General features: G+C 31.8%; 12 protein-coding genes. 9 read left to right on the top strand and 3 right to left on the bottom strand.

Features of this window, described 5'->3' with window-relative positions:
* Nucleotides 1-6 precede the first annotated feature (6 nt).
* The 9 genes from cmk to AC1DY0_RS07070 all read left to right on the top strand — a co-directional run bounded on the left by cmk (nucleotide 7) and on the right by AC1DY0_RS07070 (nucleotide 14957).
* Nucleotides 7-699 carry a (d)CMP kinase gene (gene cmk / locus AC1DY0_RS07110; RefSeq protein WP_477187944.1) on the top strand — a complete coding sequence of 231 codons (693 nt, stop codon included), beginning with the start codon at nucleotides 7-9 and terminating at the stop codon, nucleotides 697-699.
* 76 nt (nucleotides 700-775) lie between these two features.
* Nucleotides 776-2158, top strand: coding sequence for a nucleoside permease (locus tag AC1DY0_RS07105; protein ID WP_477187943.1), 1383 nt, complete (start codon nucleotides 776-778; stop codon nucleotides 2156-2158).
* A gap of 105 nt (nucleotides 2159-2263) precedes the next feature.
* Complete coding sequence (locus AC1DY0_RS07100) at nucleotides 2264-2617, top strand: hypothetical protein (RefSeq protein WP_477187942.1); 354 nt, start codon at nucleotides 2264-2266, stop codon at nucleotides 2615-2617.
* 307 nt (nucleotides 2618-2924) lie between these two features.
* Nucleotides 2925-4703 carry a 30S ribosomal protein S1 gene (rpsA, locus tag AC1DY0_RS07095; RefSeq protein ID WP_326399888.1) on the top strand — a complete coding sequence of 593 codons (1779 nt, stop codon included), beginning with the start codon at nucleotides 2925-2927 and terminating at the stop codon, nucleotides 4701-4703.
* 133 nt (nucleotides 4704-4836) lie between these two features.
* The gene (locus AC1DY0_RS07090; protein ID WP_477187941.1) at nucleotides 4837-7299 is read left to right on the top strand and encodes a DUF7619 domain-containing protein; all 2463 of its coding nucleotides are present in this window, start codon (nucleotides 4837-4839) and stop codon (nucleotides 7297-7299) included.
* A 194-nt stretch (nucleotides 7300-7493) separates the two neighbouring features.
* Nucleotides 7494-11009, top strand: coding sequence for a T9SS type B sorting domain-containing protein (locus AC1DY0_RS07085; RefSeq protein ID WP_477187940.1), 3516 nt, complete (start codon nucleotides 7494-7496; stop codon nucleotides 11007-11009).
* Between the two features lie 27 nt (nucleotides 11010-11036).
* Nucleotides 11037-11972 carry a PorP/SprF family type IX secretion system membrane protein gene (locus AC1DY0_RS07080; RefSeq protein WP_477187939.1) on the top strand — a complete coding sequence of 312 codons (936 nt, stop codon included), beginning with the start codon at nucleotides 11037-11039 and terminating at the stop codon, nucleotides 11970-11972.
* 10 nt (nucleotides 11973-11982) lie between these two features.
* Nucleotides 11983-14178, top strand: a complete 2196-nt coding sequence (locus tag AC1DY0_RS07075) for an OmpA family protein (RefSeq protein WP_477187938.1) — start codon at nucleotides 11983-11985, stop codon at nucleotides 14176-14178.
* Nucleotides 14179-14402: 224 nt separating this feature from the next.
* Nucleotides 14403-14957 (top strand): fasciclin domain-containing protein, encoded by a 555-nt coding sequence (locus tag AC1DY0_RS07070; RefSeq protein ID WP_477187937.1) that lies wholly within the window; start codon nucleotides 14403-14405, stop codon nucleotides 14955-14957.
* A 108-nt stretch (nucleotides 14958-15065) separates the two neighbouring features.
* Here AC1DY0_RS07070 and pheT read toward each other — a convergent pair whose 3' ends face one another.
* The 3 genes from pheT to AC1DY0_RS07055 form a co-directional block, all read right to left on the bottom strand.
* On the bottom strand, nucleotides 15066-17486 hold the full coding sequence (pheT, locus tag AC1DY0_RS07065; RefSeq protein ID WP_477187936.1) for a phenylalanine--tRNA ligase subunit beta: 2421 nt from the start codon (nucleotides 17484-17486) through the stop codon (nucleotides 15066-15068).
* 184 nt (nucleotides 17487-17670) lie between these two features.
* The gene (locus AC1DY0_RS07060) at nucleotides 17671-18534 is read right to left on the bottom strand and encodes a bestrophin family protein (RefSeq protein ID WP_477187935.1); all 864 of its coding nucleotides are present in this window, start codon (nucleotides 18532-18534) and stop codon (nucleotides 17671-17673) included.
* A 25-nt stretch (nucleotides 18535-18559) separates the two neighbouring features.
* Nucleotides 18560-19870: a TolC family protein gene (locus tag AC1DY0_RS07055; RefSeq protein WP_477187934.1), complete on the bottom strand. Its 1311-nt coding sequence runs from the start codon at nucleotides 19868-19870 to the stop codon at nucleotides 18560-18562.
* Between the last annotated feature and the right edge of the window lie 36 nt (nucleotides 19871-19906).

The following is a 19906-nucleotide window of genomic DNA, read 5'->3' as shown; positions in this document are numbered from 1 at the left end:
CAAAAAATGAAAAAGATAACCATTGCAATAGACGGATTTTCATCCACTGGGAAAAGTACTTTAGCAAAACAACTTGCCAAACATTTGGGATATGTATATGTAGATACCGGAGCTATGTATCGTGCTGTGACTTTGTTTGCCATGCAAAACAATTGTATTGGAGCTGATTTTTTGGATAAAGAAAAATTGGTAAACAGCTTACCTTCCATAAAATTGAGTTTTAAATTTAATCCTGAATTGGGTTTTGCTGAAATGTACTTGAATGATGTCAATGTGGAAACTGAAATCCGAACCTTGGAAGTTTCAAGTTTTGTTAGTGCGGTAGCTGCTATTTCGGAGGTACGTTCTAAATTAGTAGAACAACAACAAGAAATGGGTAAAGAAAAAGGAATCGTTATGGACGGTAGAGATATAGGAACAGTTGTTTTTCCAAATGCCGAACTCAAAATATTTATGACCGCAGGAGCAGACACTCGCGCACAAAGACGTTTTGACGAATTACAAGCAAAGGGCGATTCAGTTACTTATGAAGAAGTTTTAAAGAATGTAGTTGATCGCGATTATGTTGATACTCACAGAGATGATTCGCCATTGGTAATGGCAGAGGATTCCATAGAAGTAGACAATTCTTATTTGGATAGAAAAGAACAATTTGATGTTGTCTTGGAGTTGGTAAATGAGGTAATTAATAGCTTATAAATTTTTTGTTAATATCAATATTAATGGTAGATTTACGCGCCACAAAATCTTAAAATAAAAAAATACAATTCGTCACATGGGAATTAAAAACAGATTGATAATAATGAGTTTTCTTCAATTTTTTGTTTGGGGAGCTTGGTTGATTACAATTGCAAATTATTGGTTTGGAACCAAAAACTGGGAAGGTACTCAATTTGGTTTGGTCTTTGGAACGATGGGAATTGCGTCTCTTTTTATGCCTACAATAGCTGGTATAATTGCTGACAGATGGATTAATGCAGAAAAATTATACGGAGCTCTTCATATTTTATATGGTGCAGTTTTATTTTACATTCCCGAAGTTAGCACTCCAACTACCTTTATTTATGTGATGCTTTTGGCTATGTGTTTTTATATGCCGACAATTGCTTTAAGTAATTCAATTTCTTATAACGCATTGAAAATAAATAATAAAGATGTTGTCAAGAATTTTCCACCCATTCGTGTTTTTGGAACTATTGGTTTTATAGTGGCGATGTGGATGACCAACTTGACTGGAAACAAAGCAACTGCTTATCAATTTTATATTGCTGGAATTTCAGCTGTTGTATTAGGAATTTATTCTTTTACTTTACCTAAATGTAAACCACAACGATTGATTAAAGAAGATGCTTCTTTGATGGAAACCTTAGGATTGGAGTCATTCAAATTATTTGCTAATTACAAAATGGCTTTGTTCTTTATTTTCTCCATGTTTTTGGGAGGAGCATTGCAATTAACTAATGCTTATGGAGACGTTTTTTTGGATGAGTTTAAACATTTTCCAAAATACGCTGATTCCTTTGTAATACAATATTCTACTATTATTATGTCTATTTCTCAAATTTCTGAGACTTTATTCATACTTGCCATTCCATTTTTCTTGAAACGTTTTGGAATCAAACAGGTTATGCTTATTAGTATGCTGGCTTGGGTATTGCGTTTTGGATTGTTTTCTTTTGGAAATCCTACGGATGGATTATGGATGATTATATTGTCTTGTATCGTTTACGGAATGGCTTTTGATTTCTTCAATATATCAGGTTCATTGTTTGTGGAGACACATACAGATGCTAAAAATCGTTCTTCAGCACAAGGAATGTTTATGATGATGACCAATGGAGTAGGAGCGATATTAGGAAGTATTACTTCAGGATGGGCGATTGACCGTTTTTTTACAAAGTCGTTTAATAACACAAGTGAGTTGGCTTCTTTTTTACAAACTGATGTTACAAATTCAAAAATGGTTGAATTTGTAAAAAGTCAGGGGAATTCAATTTCTGCAGATGGCTTGTTTGAGAAAGTAATTATGATGAAAGATTGGCATATGATATGGTTAGCTTTTGCTAGTTATGCTTTGATTGTAGCCATAGCTTTTGCCATTATGTTTAAACACGAACACAACCCAAATGCAGATGTTGTGGAAAATTTAAGTCATTAATTCTAATTTAGATTGAAATATACAATCCTAACAGGTTTTAAACTTGTTAGGATTTTTTACATTTAAATACTAATTATAAAAAGGCAACTAATAAAATATTAAATTATGATAAAACAAATTTTAGGAGTTATAGCAGGTTATGCCATTTTTGTGATAAGCTCAGTATTACTCTTCAGCCTTTCGGGAGTAAAGCCTCACTCAGAAGCTTCTATTGCTTTTATGTTTTTGACATTTGTTTACGGAACTGTTTTTTCATTCCTTAGTGGGCTAGTTACTCAAATTATTGCCAAAACAAAGAACTTAAAAGTCAATTACATACTTTTTGTTATCATGGCGGGTTTTGCCACTTTTTCACTTTTTAAATCCGATGGCAGTTCTTGGACTCAGTTATTGGCTATTTTTGTTTTTGCTCCAATTTCTATTTTAGGCGGATTGTTTATAATCAAAAAAACAATATAACCTAAGTAGCCCCGATAGCAGTGAAAATCCTCCCGTTTTTTTTCGGGAGATTGTAACGTATAGCGGGAACAATGTCAATAAATATGCCTAATCATTCGCTCCTAAACCTTTTTTTGGACTGTTTAACGTTTTGTATAAATATCTCTCTATAAATATTTTGCCATATTAAATAAAAGAATTAATTTTGCACACCTTTTGGTAGAGAAGAGTTTCCTTTAGGTATCAACTATTTATGTAAAACAACTTCTGTATTTTTCTATCGCATGAAGAAACTCGAGAAAAAACAGAATACAAATTTTTTATCAGCATGTCTGAACAATTAAAATCACAAGAAGAGTTTTTAGCAAATTTTAACTGGCATAACTTCGAAGAAGGTATCGATGCAGTAGATGAGAAAAACTTATTGGAATTCGAAGAACTAGTATCAAAAACTTTTATTGCAACTGACCAAGAAGAAGTTGTTGAAGGAGTAGTTGTAAGAATCACAGATAGAGACGTTATCGTTGATATCAACGCAAAATCGGAAGGTGTTATTTCATTAAACGAATTCCGTTACAACCCAGCTTTAAAAGTAGGTGACAAAGTAGAAGTATTAATTGACATCCGTGAGGACAAAACTGGTCAATTGGTATTATCTCACAGAAAAGCACGTACTATCAAATCTTGGGATAGAGTTATTTCAGCTAACGAAACAGGTGAAATCGTTAATGGTTTTGTAAAATGCAGAACTAAAGGTGGTATGATCGTTGACGTTTTCGGAATTGAAGCTTTCTTACCAGGATCTCAAATTGATGTTAAGCCAATTAGAGACTACGATGTATATGTAAACAAAATGATGGAATTCAAAGTGGTAAAAATCAACCACGAATTCAAAAATGTTGTTGTTTCTCATAAAGCGCTTATTGAAGCGGATATTGAAGTACAGAAAAAAGAAATCATCGGTCAATTACAAAAAGGACAAGTATTAGAAGGTGTTGTTAAAAACATTACTTCTTATGGTGTGTTCATTGACTTAGGTGGTGTTGACGGATTAATTCACATTACTGACCTTTCTTGGAGTAGAATCAACCACCCAAGTGAAGTTCTTGAATTAGACCAAAAATTAAACGTTGTAATCCTTGATTTCGATGATGAGAAAACAAGAATTCAATTAGGATTGAAACAATTAAACGCTCACCCATGGGATGCTTTGAATGCTGATTTGAAAATTGGTGATAAAGTAAACGGTAAAGTAGTTGTAATCGCTGATTACGGTGCATTTATTGAAGTAGCTGAAGGTGTTGAAGGTTTAATCCACGTTTCTGAAATGTCATGGTCAACTCATTTACGTTCTGCTCAAGATTTCGTAAAAGTTGGAGATGTTGTAGAAGCTGTTATCTTAACTTTAGATAGAGATGACCGTAAAATGTCATTAGGTATCAAACAATTGACTCAAGATCCTTGGACTGACATTACTTCTAAATACCCAGTAGGTTCTAAACATACAGGTATCGTTAGAAACTTTACAAACTTTGGAATTTTCGTAGAATTAGAAGAAGGAATTGATGGATTAATTTACATCTCTGACTTATCTTGGACTAAGAAAATCAAACACCCATCTGAATTTGTAAATGTTGGTGAGAAATTAGACGTAGTTGTATTAGAATTAGATGTTGATGGACGTAAATTATCTTTAGGTCACAAACAAACTACTGCTAATCCTTGGGATCAATACGAAGATTCTTTCGCAGTTGGAACTATCCACACAGGTGAAATTTCTGAAATCGTTGACAAAGGAGCTACTGTAGAATTCGGTGAAGATATCGTTGCTTTCATTCCTACTCGTCACCTTGAAAAAGAAGACGGTAAGAAATTGAAAAAAGGAGATTCTGCTGATTTCAAAGTAATTGAATTCAACAAAGAATTCAAAAGAGTAGTTGCTTCTCACACTGCTATCTTCCGTGAAGAAGAAGAGAAAAACGTGAAAGCTGTTACTGAAAATACTTCATCTGCATCTACTACAAACGCACCAGCTGCAACTTTAGGAGATAACAATGATGTATTGGCTGCATTGAAAGCTAAAATGGAAAAATCAGAGAAAAAATAATTTCTTGATTTTTTGAATATAGGAAGTCCCACAGCAATGTGGGACTTTTTTTTGTGCCTTTTTCAGATTATTTTAATAAGAAAAAGTGTTTAGTAATTTCAAAAGTATATATTTGTTTTCTAAATGTTTATCTATGAAAAAATTCTACTTTTTGGTATTGACTTTTTGTTTTTTTAATGGTTTGAGTGCGCAGGTAATCGATTTTACTTATAGTGCGGAATTTAAAGATGTTTTACTTAATACTAATACATCCTCTAGTATTGCAAAGGATAAGAATGGAAACAATATTAAAATTGATATCAACGGTGATAATCAAATACAGGTTAGTGAAGCGCTAAATGTATATCAATTAAATATGAACAGGTATAACCGAGATGCAGCTGGCCTATTTGGCCCACTCCACAATATTGATGTTATTAAATATTTTACCAATTTAATTTATTTGAATTGTAATGACTGTATAATTGATAATTTGGATGTAACTCAATTGAAAAATTTAGTAGAATTGCACTGTAGTTATAATTTTATTCAAAATTTGAATGTAGTTGGCCTAACAAATCTAAAAATATTAAATTGTGAACAGATTAATGATGATTTAGATTTAACAGGTCTTACTAATCTGGAATATTTGGATAGTAATAATAGCACTATGTCTACGTTGGATTTATCGCAATGTCCTAATCTTATAACACTGGAACTCTCAAATATTAATACTTTGGTGAATTTATCTGTATCTGGATTAAATAAATTAGAAAGTGCTGTAGTTAATGGGTATTCACTTCGAACCTTATCTTTTAAGAATTTACCAAATTTAAAAAGACTGATTTGTTCTGAAGGTACTTCTAATTATACATACATTTCAAACCTTGAATTGTCCGGTTTAAAAAATTTAGAAGAACTTGATTGCTCATTTAATAGAATTACAAGTTTAAATTTAACTGACTGTTATAAACTTAAAGAGCTCAAATGTAATAATAATAGTTTGACAGGTATTTTGAATGTATCCGATAAAAAAGATTTAATATTATTGGAATGTGAATATAATCAAATAACTGGTTTACTTGTGAAGAATGGCTACAAATGGAAAGACTATGACATCTTTTTTTTCAATAATCCAAATTTAAAATACATTTGTGCTGATGACGATCAATATATATTTTTTAAAAATAAAGTTGAAAGAAGCGGAATGTCTCTTTCAACCGTATGTATTAATTCATATTGCACATTTACTCCTGGTGGTGTTCTTTATACAATACAAGGTAACAGTAAATTAGACAGCAATAATAATGGGCCTGATGCCTCTGATTCAAATTATCCAAGCATAAAATTAAACATTACCGATGGGACAACAAATGGGGTCTTTGTTTCTAATACTTCTGGAAATTATTCCATTCCAGTCCAAGCAGGAACTCATATAATCACTCCGGTTTTAGAAAATCCTAATTATTTTACAATTTCCCCAACAATTGCAAGTGTAACTTTCCCAACACAATTCAGTCCATTTATGCAGAATTTTTGCGTTACTGCAAATGGTTTTCATCAGGATTTAGAGATTTCATTATTACCAATATCAAGAGCGAGGCCGGGTTTTGATGCGACCTATAAAATTATATATAAAAACAAAGGAAATCAAGTTCAATCAGGCGCTATAAATCTTACTTTTGATGATATGGTTTTAGATTTTGTTTCTTCACTTCCTGAAAAATCAAGTCAATTAAACAAAACTATATCTTGGAATTTTGCTGATTTAAAACCATTTGAAAGTAGAGAGATTAAATTAACATTAAATTTAAATGCTCTGACAGAGACTCCCTCAGTGAATATTGGAGATGTTTTAAAATTTAAGGCAACAATAGCATCGCAAGATATTGATGAGACTCCAACAGATAACACATTTACAATAAAACAAATTGTTGTTGGTTCATTCGATCCAAATGACAAAACCTGTTTAGAGGGTGATGTTATTACTCCCAGTTTAATTGGTGAATATGTTCATTATTTAATCCGTTTTGAAAATACAGGAAATTATCCTGCACAAAACATTGTTGTAAAAGATATGATTGATTTGTCAAAATTTGATATTTCGACTTTAGTTCCAACTGATGCCAGTCATTCTTTTGTTACCAAAATTACTGAAAACAACAAGGTGGAATTTATTTTTGAAAATATTAATCTTCCTTTTGAAGATGCTAATAATGACGGCTATATTGCTTTTAAAATCAAAACGAAACCAACTTTGGTTGTTGGAGATTCATTTGACAATGAAGCTAACATTTACTTTGATTATAATTTTCCAGTATTAACCAACAAAGCGACATCTAAATTTGGAACAACTTTGGGAGCTCAAGATTTTGAGTTTTCTAATTATTTTAATATTTATCCAAATCCAGTCAATGAAGTGCTGAATATTTCAACAAAAAATGATATAGAAATTAAATCAATTGCTGTTTATGATATTTTGGGACAATTGGTGATTGCACTTCCTAATATAAAAGATACTTCAAAAATTGATGTTTCAAATTTAAATTCTGGAAATTATTTCCTAAAAATAAAATCGGACAAAGGAAGCTCTAGTATTAAATTTATAAAAAACTAAGTTTTTAAAACAATAGTAATAAATAATTTCTTGATTTTTTGAATATAGGAAGCCCTACAAATTGAGGTTTTTTTTTGTTAAAACAAATACTACTTAATTTATTTTTTTGTATCCTATTTTTTTTAAAAATAAAAAGTTAAAACAATCTTAACCTATGGGAAAATGCTTATTTTTGAAAAAATCAAATAAAATTTATGGTTCCAAAACTACGTTTTCCTACTCATTTTACATTTTATTCTTTTCTTACAATTTTCATTCTATTTTTCTGCTCAATAAATGTTAATGCGCAATGTGCTGGTGATGATAATGTAATGCTTACTGTTTGTGACATTACGAATTCTGCTAGCCAAGTTATTAATTTGTATGCCGAATTAGGAGGAACTCCTACTACTGGCGGAACATGGAAAGACAATGATAGATCTGGTGGTTTGAATAAAACTACTGGTGTTTTAAATACACAACAAATCAAAAAAAGCGGAATTTATCATTATACATATACCGTTACAGGTGTTTCTGGTTGTAATGACAACACCGCTGTTATAACCGTAACTATTGGGGGATATACTGGAGTTCCTGGCCCCAATTCTTCAATTTGTAATACCGAAACTGCGTATAACTTATATCAAACTTTTAATGGTAATTTTCTAGCTCCACAAACGGGAGGAAATTGGGTTGGAAATACTACAAGTGCTGGCTTGAGTGATAATTTACTGAATGCTACCTCTCTGTATAACGGGCCTCCTCCACCTACTTACGAATACACATATTCAATACCAGCTATCGGTACTTGTGCTGCCCCCCCGGATGCTCACGTTTTTGTAACAGTTTATCGCTCTCCTGTACCCGGAGTTCCTTCGAATTTACAACTGTGTTCCAATGAACTAAGTGCTTATACTAATGTAAATTTAAATAATCAATTATCAGGAGAAGACGCTGGTGGAATTTGGACTGAAACATCAACAGATGAAATCGATAATAATGATGATACTGATTCCACTATTAATATTCAAAACATTTACAATACCAAAGGACCTGGAATGTATCTTTTTAGTTACACGGTGCTCTCCGATAATAATGTTTGTTACGATCAAACTTCGAATGTGTTTATAACTATAGAGAAATTACTTGATTATACAGGAGCTACTTTAAAAATCAATCCGTCACAGCCCATTTGTGAAAATGAAGTTGCAGCAACCGCTGTTTCTGCCACCATACAAAATGTTATAAATATTCCGGATGGAAACTATAATGTGACGTATACAATATCAGGTAGTGGAGTATTAAGAACAACTACATCTAATTTTATTAATAATGTTTTGACCTTTTCAATTGCTTCCAATAATTTTACACTTCCCAAAGATTATACTGTAACTGTTACCAATATTGTCAGCAGTACAACATTAAATATTTGTAACAATATAATTCCTTTAATTTCGGGAGTGCTTAAAGTCAATCCAATTCCTAGAATCAATAATGCTACACTTACTATTGCTCCGGTTTGTCAAACTTTTGATGCATCAGTTGATTTTTCCGGAACATCAAATCTAACTGATGGGGCTTATGATATTTTATACAATTTAAGTGCGCCAAATTTAGCAACTGCAATTCCTGCTGTTATGAATGTTATAGGTGGAATTTCTTCTTTTTCAATTCCAACAGCTTTAATTCCTCAATCTGGAAAAACTACCATTACAATTACCAAAATCACCAATACAACAACTGGCTGTACCAATACATCGACACTTAAAAAAGAATTTACCGTAAATCCTTTACCTAATGTTTCTAATTTAGCTACTACAATAAATAATGTTTGTCAAGGTCAACCAACAACTGTCAAATTAACAGGATTAGGAACTTTAACTTCAATATCGATAACTTACAACATTTCAGGATTTAATACCGTGGCATCTCAAACAATCCCATTGACAGTAGTTGCCGGAAAAATTGATTTTCCTATTCTGGCAACAGATATTCCTATTGCAGGGCTAACCACTTTTACAATAACAAATGTTACTAATACCATAACAGGTTGTTCTATTGCTACTAATAATAAAACCGATTTTACAGTTAATCCATTACCGAACCTTCCTGTTGCAGCTGATGTTCAACCATTTTGCACTTCTGAAAATGCAACTGTAGCAAATTTAAGCCCTCAAGGAAGTCAATACCAATGGTTTGATTCAGCTACAGGTACTGTTCCCTTAATTAGTTCAACACCTTTAGTTCCCAAAAATTATTTTGTCAAAGAGGTAAATGCATTAACAGGATGCGAATCAAGTTTGAAGACTATTAGTGTACTTATCAACACCAACCCTCAAATAGATAATGCTACATTAACAATTGCAACTATTTGTCAAGGATATTCTGCAAATGTAAATTTATCTGGCTCTTCCAATCTTACAGATGGAAATTATAATATTCTTTATAACTTAACAGATAGTAATATTGCAACTGCGATTCCTGCAACATTAAGTGTAATAAATGGAATCTCTTTATTTTCTATTGATTCCAGTTTAATTCAGAATTCTGGAAATACAACAATTACCATAACTAATATCACGAATGCATTAACCAATTGCACTAACACATCAATATTATCGAAAGATTTCATGGTAAATACATTACCTGATGTTACCAATATGGTTGTAACGGTAAACGATGCCTGTTTTGGTCAAGATGTAAATGTTGATATTAAGGGATTGGGAACTTTAGTCAATATCACTCTTAGTTATACTGTATCTGATGCCAATACCATATCTAAACAAACAATTCCTTTGGTTGTAAGCGAAGGAAATGCGAACTTTTCAATTCCCGCGGCAAATTTTTTGAATACAGGAAACAATACTTTAGTCATAACTGATTTAACCAATACTGGAAATAGTTGTTCCGTAATAATCAGTACTGTATCCAAAATTTTTGCTGTTAATGCCATTCCAAATTCCCCAGCTGTTGCTGATCAAAAATTCTGTGAAACCGATTTAGCAACTGTAGCTAATTTGACTCCAAACGGAAGCCAATATAACTGGTATGATGCACCAACAAGTACAACACCTTTGACATCAGACAAAGTTTTGGTGACAAAAAAATATTATGTTAAGGAAATTAATGCAACAACAAGTTGTGAATCTATAGCAACTCCAATAAGTGTTTTAATAAATACTGTTCAAATACCTGTTTTAAATCCTAATGGAGAAGAATTTTGCGGAATAAACAAACCAACAATTCTAAATTTATCAAATAATACCACCGCTTCAGCGAATTTAGCTTGGTATGATAATGCAATAAATGGAGCATTACTTCCAATCACAGATTTACTTTTGGAAGGAACAACTTATTATGGGTTTGATTACGATACGAATTCTCAATGCTATTCCAGTCCATTACCAGTAACTGTTTCCTTAACTGATTGTACTGTAACTCCAGAAGGATTGAAAATTCCTGATGGGTTTTCTCCAAATGGTGATGGTATAAATGAAACTTTTCAAATTATAGATGTCGAATTTTCTTTTCCAAATTACACATTAGAAATTTTTAATAGATATGGAAATGTATTATTTAAAGGAGACATTAACAAACCTGCTTGGGATGGAAAAAATTCCAATTCAAGTTTTATAAGCGGTGATGCACCTGCTGGAGTTTATTTTTATATTATCAATTATAATAAAGACAATTTGCCTCCAAAACAAGGCCAACTTTATTTAAACCGATAATTCTTTTTTACCTATAAATTTATTCTGATGAAAAAAATAATACTTCTTGTGTTTTTTTTCCTTTCCATACTAAAGGCAACCGCTCAACAAGACCCTCATTTTACACAATATATGAACAATATGAGTGTTGTAAATCCTGCTTATGCGACAGCTACTCCTGCAATATTAAATTTAGGGAGTTTGTATCGTTACCAATGGGCTGGAATCGAAGGAGCTCCAAAAACGCTTACTTTATTTGCTCACACTCCAATAAACCAAAAGATAGAAGCTGGTTTCTCTTTGGTTTCGGATGATATTGGAGATGGTGCAAAAAAAGAAACTAATTTCTTTACTGATTTTGCCTATGTGCTTCAGTTGAATGAAAAACAAAAACTTTCGTTTGGACTTAAAGCGGGCTTTTCATCAATAAGCACGAACTTTAACGGCTTTCAATTGAATAGTGGAGATACTTCTACAGATAAAGCATTTTCTGAAAATATAAATGAAACTGTTCCTAATATTGGAGTAGGAGCCTATTATTTTACCGACAACTATTATGTTGGACTTTCTACACCAAACTTACTTTCGTCTGAACACATCAAATCCAGAGCTGAAATTAATTCCTTTGGCCCACAAGAAATTCATACTTTTTTAACGGGTGGATATGTTTTTGACCTTAACGAAGCTTTCAAATTGAAGCCTGCTTTTATGGCAATATTTGTAAAAGGAGCACCAGTTTCTGTGGATCTAACAGCTAATTTATTGTATAATGAAAAATTCGAACTTGGAGCCGCCTATCGATTTGGTGATGCGGTAAGTTTGTTGATGAATGTCAATGTAACTCCAAATTTGAGAGTTGGATATTCTTATGATTATGTCACTTCAAATTTAAGCCAATTCAGCTCTGGCTCACATGAAATTGTATTATTGTATAACTTGGATTTACTAGGCAAAGGATACGATAAATCACCTAGATTCTTCTAAAAAAGTAAACATGAAAAGAATATATATACTCCTCATCGTATTTTCAATCCAATTCATTCAAGCCCAACAGCAGGACTTACAGCGAGCAAACCAATTGTTTAACAAAACGTATTATAGCCAGGCTATTCCTTTGTATGAAAAAATTAGCGATAAAACCCAAACTGCAGAAGTAATTCAGAATTTAGGGGATTGTTATTATTTCACCAATGATTATGAAAAAGCCCAACAACAATATGCTCTTTTAATTCAAACTAAAAGCAAGGAACTTAATGAAGACTTTTATTTTAGATATGCCCAAACATTGAAAGCCAAAGGAAGATATAGTGAAGCAAATGACATCATGCGAAAGTTTTATTTGACTTCCAATAATAATATGGCAATTGAAAAATTAAACAATGATATTAAAACTTTAAAAAACGTTTCAGCGATTGGACAAAGGTTTGACATACAAAATCTAGCATTAAATACCGAGAATTCAGAGTTTGGTACTGTGGTTTTTGAAGAAAACTTGGTATTTGCAGCGGTCAAAAAGAAACCAAATCTATTTGACAAAACCTATAAATGGAATAATGAATCATATCTTAATTTAGTTAGTATTCCATTAAAAAATATAAATGCAAAAGATTCTATTGTAACTTATTTTTCAAAAGATTTAAAATCACCTATGCATGAATCGAATGCTATTTTTACAAAGGATGGCAAATTCATGTATTTCACAAGAAATAATTCAAATAACGGTAGGAGAGAAAAGAACACAGACAAAATATCAAACATTCAAATTTTTAGAGCTGAGTTTGTGAATGGTAAATGGACTAATATTACGGCATTACCTTTCAATAGTGCTGATTATTCTGTAGAGCATCCTGCTTTGAGCATAGATGAGAAGATACTTTATTTTGCCTCTGATATGCCTGGAACATTGGGCTCTTTCGATATTTTTAGCGTTTCGGTAGATGGTTCTGTTTATGGTAAACCAATGAATTTGGGAGAAAAAATAAACTCTCCAAAAAGAGAACAATTTCCATTTGTTTCCAAAGACAATAAATTATATTTTTCTTCCAATGGTCATGAAGGCTACGGTGCTTTGGATATTTTTGTTTCAGACATTCAAGACAATTCCTATTCTAAAGCCTCGAATGTGGGACTTCCTGTAAATTCAGGTTATGATGATTTTGCCTATTATATAGATTCCGACACAAAAGAAGGTTATTTTTCTTCGGATAGACCTGGAGGAAAAGGTAAAGACGATATTTATTCTTTCAAAGAAACGAAAGAATTGCTTATCGAAGATTGCAAACAATATATTGCCGGGATAATAACTGATGTAGATTCTCATCTTGCTTTAGAAAATGCTATAGTAATCTTAAAAAATTCTTCAAATCAAGAGCTTGAAAAAGCAACTACTACTGCTGATGGAAAATTTAATTTCACGGTTGAATGTGAATCAAATTATTTATTGTTTACGACAAAGGTAAACTATACAGAGAATACAAGAAATTTGAAAATTTCAGGAGAAAGGAATAAATCGAATAATGGTTCTATGGAAATTCGATCCCTAGAAAATATCAAAAAGGAAGAACAAGTGGCTTTGGATAAAAAAATAGCCGCCGATTTAATTATAGCTCAGCAATTGAAAGCTGCTGAATTAGTTGCACGTGAACAAAAAAAGAAAGACGATGCTATTGCTCTTGAATCCAAAAGATTGACAGACAAGGAAGCTGCTGAGCAATTAAAAAAAGACAAACTGATTGCTGATAAAAAAAATAAAGAAATTACAGAAGCCAAGAAAAAAGAAAAAACTGCCGCTATTGTGGCTGCCGAAAAAGATGTAGTTAAAGACAAAGACCGATTAATAATCAAGACGGAACCTATTTATTTTGATTACGACCTGTGGTATATTCGAAAAGACTCCAAAAAGATATTAAATCGTATTGTTGAATTGATGAATAAATATCCGGAAATGGTAGTCGAAATTGGTTCGCACACTGACAATCGAGGCACTATAAAATACAACGCTGATCTTTCACAAAATAGAGCAGATGCAACCAGAAATTACATTTTGGAGCAAGGAATCTCTAAAAATAGAATTCTTGCCAAAGGTTATGGAGAATCAGTTCCAATTGTAAAATGTATTCCTGAAGATTCGTGTGATGAAGAACAACACGAATTAAACAGAAGAAGTGAATTTGTAATAAAGAATTTGTAATAAATAACAACACACAGCTGTATCGTTAAAAAAAGACAATTGGTTTTTATAATCTATTGCCTTTTTTTTATTCTATTTTAAAAAAGCATAACACATTGTAAGTCAATTAAAAAAAAAAAATTTTCATCTTCGTAAGAAATAAAATTAAAAAAAATCATTTTTATAAAACCAAAAGCCATCTGTTTGCGTAAATGTCTTTATATAACTTTTAAAAATAGATTTTTATGAAAACTAGAAAATTTTTATCGATTGCATTTTTTGGCTTAATGTTAGGAGTTACCTCTTATGCTCAAAAAAGTGTTATGGTTGGAGGAGCCGCAATGTATCCTACCAAAAATATTATTGAAAATGCAGTAAACTCAATGGATCACACCACATTAGTAGCAGCTGTAAAAGCAGCTGGTTTAGTTGAAACTTTACAAAGTACCGGACCATTCACCGTTTTTGCCCCTACAAATGAAGCTTTTGATAAATTACCAAAAGGGACTGTTGAAAACTTGCTGAAACCTGAAAATTTAAAAACATTGCAAACCATTTTAACTTACCATGTAGTTGCCGGAAAAATGAATGCTGCAGATTTATCAAATGCAATTAAAGTAGGAAATGGCAAAGCAATATTGAAAACAGTGAGTGGTGGGACATTAATTGTCTGGATGCAAGGGAAAGATTTATACATCACTGACGAAAACGGATCTAAATCTAAAATTACAATTGCGGATGTAAATCAATCTAACGGAGTAATTCATGTAATTGATACTGTTCTATTACCTAAACAATAATTTTAAATTGGTTAATTTTGTTAATTGCAAAGTCTGATTAAATATTAGGCTTAAAAAAAATCCCAATACTAAAAATAGTATTGGGATTTTTACTTTATTAAAAAAAGATTATCTCAAACTTGCTCCAAGTTCCGTTTCAAAATTCTTTATTAATTTACTCATAATTTTATCAATTTGAGCATCTTCAAGTGTTTTGGCAGTATCTTGAATCGTGAAACTCAATGCATAAGATTTCTTACCTTCTGGCAAATTTTGGCCCTCATATACGTCAAACAAATTGATATTTTTTAATAATGCTTTTTCTGTTTGTCTTGCAATCGTATAAATCGCATCATAAGTAACATTTTGATCAACCAATAGAGCCAAATCTCTACGAACTTCTGGATATTTTGGAATTTCAGTGTATTTAATTTTACTAGACATTAATTTCAAAACCGTAGCCCAATTAAAATCAGCGTAGAAAACTTCTTGTTTGATTCCGAAGTGTTTTAAAACTGATTTTTTTACAACACCAAATTCAACTAAAGTTTCGCTTCCCAAGCCAAATGCGATTCCTTCTGAAAACACATCTGAATTTACTGCTACACTTTTTGCATTAGAAATCCCTAATCTTGAAAGTATACCTTCTACATATCCTTTGAATAAAAAGAAATCAGAAGGTTTTTGTGCATTTGTCCAGTTTTCTTGGTTTCTATTACCTGTTTGGAATAATGTTAAATGCTTAATTTCTTCGTAACCAGATAAAAAATTATGATATGATTTTCCAAATTCAAATAATTTTAAATCAGAATTTTTACGATTAATATTATACGATATAGCTTCCAATCCAGAAAATAATAATGACTGACGCATTGTTGCCAAATCACTGCTCAAAGGATTTAACATCGTTACATTGTACTCTTCTTTAAGCATTTCTGAAAGTTGTACATATGAAGCCGTGGTCAATGAATTGGCCATCATTTCATGAAAACCTTGAGAATTCAATTGTGTTGCAACACTATTTTGTACTTTATAATCCTCATTTCGAGGAGAATTGGAAACTGTTGCATTCAATTTTTTGGAGAATACAATATTATTATACCCATACACTCTTAAAATTTCTTCGATGACATCAATTTCTCTTTGTACGTCTACACGGTAAGCAGGAATAGTCAATCCTAAACCAGCATCAGAAACACTGTTTATTTTGATTTCCAAAGAAGCTAAAATTTGCTTGATTGTATCTTTTGGCAATTCCTGACCTATAATGCGTGCAACATTTTTGAAATTTAAAAATACTGTAAAACCTTCAATTTTCTTTTGATAAATATCTACAATATCTGATGTAATTTCACCACCTGCTACTTCTTGAATCAATAAAGCAGCTCTTTTCAAGGCATACTCGGTGACACTTGGATCGATTCCTCTTTCAAATCTGAAAGAAGCATCAGTATTCAATTGGTGTCTTTTTGCCGATTTTCGAATACTCACTGGATTGAAATAAGCACTTTCCAAGAATATTGAAGTAGTTGCTTCTGTTACTCCTGATTTTTTTCCTCCAAAAACACCAGCAATGCATAAAGGCCCTTTTTCGTCACAAATCATTAAATCTTCTTCATGCAAAGTTCTTTCTACATCATCCAAAGTGATAAACTTCGTACCAGCCGGAAGTGTTTGAACAATAACTTTTCCTTTAATTTTTGTTGCATCAAAAGCGTGTAGAGGTTGCCCTAAATCATGTAATACATAATTCGTAACATCCACAATATTATTTTTTGGATTTATTCCAATCGCTTTCAATCTATTTTTTAACCACTCTGGAGATTCTTTTACTGAGATGCCAGAAATAGTTACTCCACAATATCTTGGCGCAAGATGAATATCTTTGACATCGACATCAATTTTTAAAGTTCTTTTATCAACTCTAAAATTACTTACTGAAGGTGTGATTAATTCTACATTAATTCCAGTTTGTATCAGCCCAGCTCTTAAGTCACGCGCAGTTCCTAAATGGCTCATTGCGTCGGCACGGTTTGGTGTTAAACCAATTTCAAAAACTTCGTCATTTTCTATTTTAAAAACCGTAGAAGCCAATGTTCCCGCTGCAATCGAATCATCAAGCACCATGATTCCGTCATGACTTTCGCCAAGACCTAATTCATCTTCTGCACAAATCATTCCATGACTTTCTTGTCCTCTGATTTTTCCTTTTTTAATAGTAAAAGAATTTCCATCCTTATCATATAAAACGGTTCCAATAGTTGCAACAGGCACTTTTTGTCCTGCATCAACATTACTGGCTCCGCAAACAATTTGCAAAGGAACTCCATCACCTAAATCAACAGTTGTGATTTTTAATCTATCCGCATCTGGATGAGGCATACAAGTAAGAACATGTCCTACAACGATTCCTTCCAATCCGCCTTTTACTGATTGGTATTTCTCAACGATTTCAACTTCAAGTCCTAAATCAGTAAGTAATGCAGCTGTTTCATCCGATTTCCAATCGATTTTAATAAATTGTTTTAACCAGTTGTAAGATATTTTCATGCGGAGATATTATTTGTTTTTATTTGAACATGGTATCGCCTTTCTATATTTTGATTCCATTTTTGAATCATGGCGTTTCATATTACGTTTTTTTCAAGATTGCAAATATAATCAATGTTTCTTGAGGGTCAAAGTTAGTTAGTAGTAAAAATCGATTCAATTGTAACAAATTTTGAAACTCTTTTTATAATATTTCTTCAATATGTTTTTTAATATTTTCAGCTATTTTTGTAGTAGGTAAGTCGTTATCATCGTATCCAAAAGGTTCTTCAATTTCTTCGGAAATTAATTCGATACTCGCCAGTACATAAAAAACAAAAGACACTACTGGAATTACATAATATCCTAATGTAAAAGCATGGGGAAAAGGCAATGTTAAAATAAAAATGAATATTATTTTTTTTATAAAAGTACTGTATGAATAGGGGATTGGTGTGTTTTTTATTCGTTCACAGGCTCCACATATATCCGTAAAAGACTGAATTTCACTATTTAAAACAATCAATTGATCACCAGAAATTTTATGAGCAACATACAAATCATTTATTTTTTGGAACAGCATTTTAGCTATTTGATTCGGCCTGTGCTTGTGATGATCAATCTCTAAGTCAACTTGTTCAAACAATTGCTTACTCGTTTCTTCGTCTTTCAAATGCTTGTTTAACATCGAAGCATAGCTTGGAATTAATTTCTTGAAATAAGCCAAATCTCTTTCATCCTTTAATATAACTGACAACTTGATTGCTAAATTTCTACTATTATTAACTAAAGCTCCCCACAATTTACGTCCTTCCCACCAACGATCGTAAGCTGAATTAATTCGATAAGCCAATAATAAAGAGATAACAAAACCTAATGTTGTATGAATTAGAAAAAGGTTTTTGACGTGACTGGTTTCTTCTAATTTAAAATAGTCAATCTCCAAGTATGCAACCACACCTGAATATATCATAACTAAAAACAACATTGGAAATAATTGTCTAATCGTATCCGATCTATGAAAACGAAAGATATAAGCGAACCAAATTCTAGGATTGTATGAAACCATTCTTACTTTTTGGTATCAAAAATAATTAAAAATTAAGATTACCTGCTAATTCTCTTAATGTAATTTCAGATAATTTTGCTTGAAATTGTGCGCTACTCAAACGAATTCTTGAATTGATATAATTTAATTGGGCAGCTCTAAACTCAACAGAAGTAATGGTTCCAATTTTAAATTTCTCAGCTGTTATTTCAAGGTTTTGTTTAGAAATGGCTGTATTATTTTCTTCTAAATCAATTAAATCTAAATTGGTTAAATATATTTGGAAAGCAACAGTCAAATTACTTCTAAGCTGAATCAATTGTTGATCGATCAATAATTTTGAATTGTCAACTTGCATTTTAGCAATTTTTTCATTTCTGTTTTGCGAATCACCATCAAATAAATTCAAAGAAGCCGTAAAACCATAATTCAAGCCATGAGCAGAAGATTGAGTTGTAAAACCAAGGCTTGATTTTGTATCATTAAAATTATATCCCGTATTTAATTTAACCGTAGGATAGCGTTCTCCTTTGATTTGTTTCAAATCTAATTCAGATACTTTTTTATTAATAATTTGCATCTCTAATTCTGGATTTTGCTTTTCTGCTAACGTTATTAGATCAATAAGTTTTAATTTTCGATCCACATTTATTCCTTCAGAAACTTTAAAATCGGTATTCAAATCTCTCGCCAAGATCTGGTTCAAAAGTGTTTTGGCGTTGGCATAAGTCTGTTTTTCCTTTAACAAGTTACCAAGATCCGTGTTCAAATCCACTTGAGCATTTAGCACATCTAATTTAGATCCTTTTCCGATAGTGTATCTATTTTTGGTAAACTCTAATCTTTTTTGCGAAATGATTATAGTAGAATCCAAGTCGGATAATTTTTGTTGTTCCTGTATCAAATCATAATAAACAGAATTCACACTGCTTACTTTGTTGATAATGGTCATTTTCAATTGGGCATCACTCATATTTTGTAATTCCTTCAATTGATCATATTTGGCAAACATTTTTAAACCATCAAAAATGGTCCAATCCAAAGCAACTCCATAATTCAAGTTATTATTTTTGGCATTTTTCAACTCAATAGTAGTTCCATCCGATCTGGTTTGAGAGGTATTCAGAATGCTATTGTTATCTGTAGCTACGGCACTTATAGAAGGTAACATTCCTGCATTTCCAATAGCCACATTCGTTTTGTCAATTTTTAAATTATTGTCGGCAATTTTTATTTCATAATTGTTTTCCAATGCAATTTTGACAGCATTTTCAAGGGTAAGCATTTCTTGTGCATTTCCTATTGCAAAGCAAAAGAAAAACAGCAGGAGACTTTTAAAAAACAGTTTGGTATTCATATTATTAGATATTATTTGAATTGCCTCCAGCTAAAA

This window comes from Flavobacterium sp. P1_E4 (assembly GCF_056405915.1).
The sequence above is the reverse complement of the archived record's forward strand: the minus strand, read 5'-3'. Positions and strand labels throughout refer to the sequence as shown.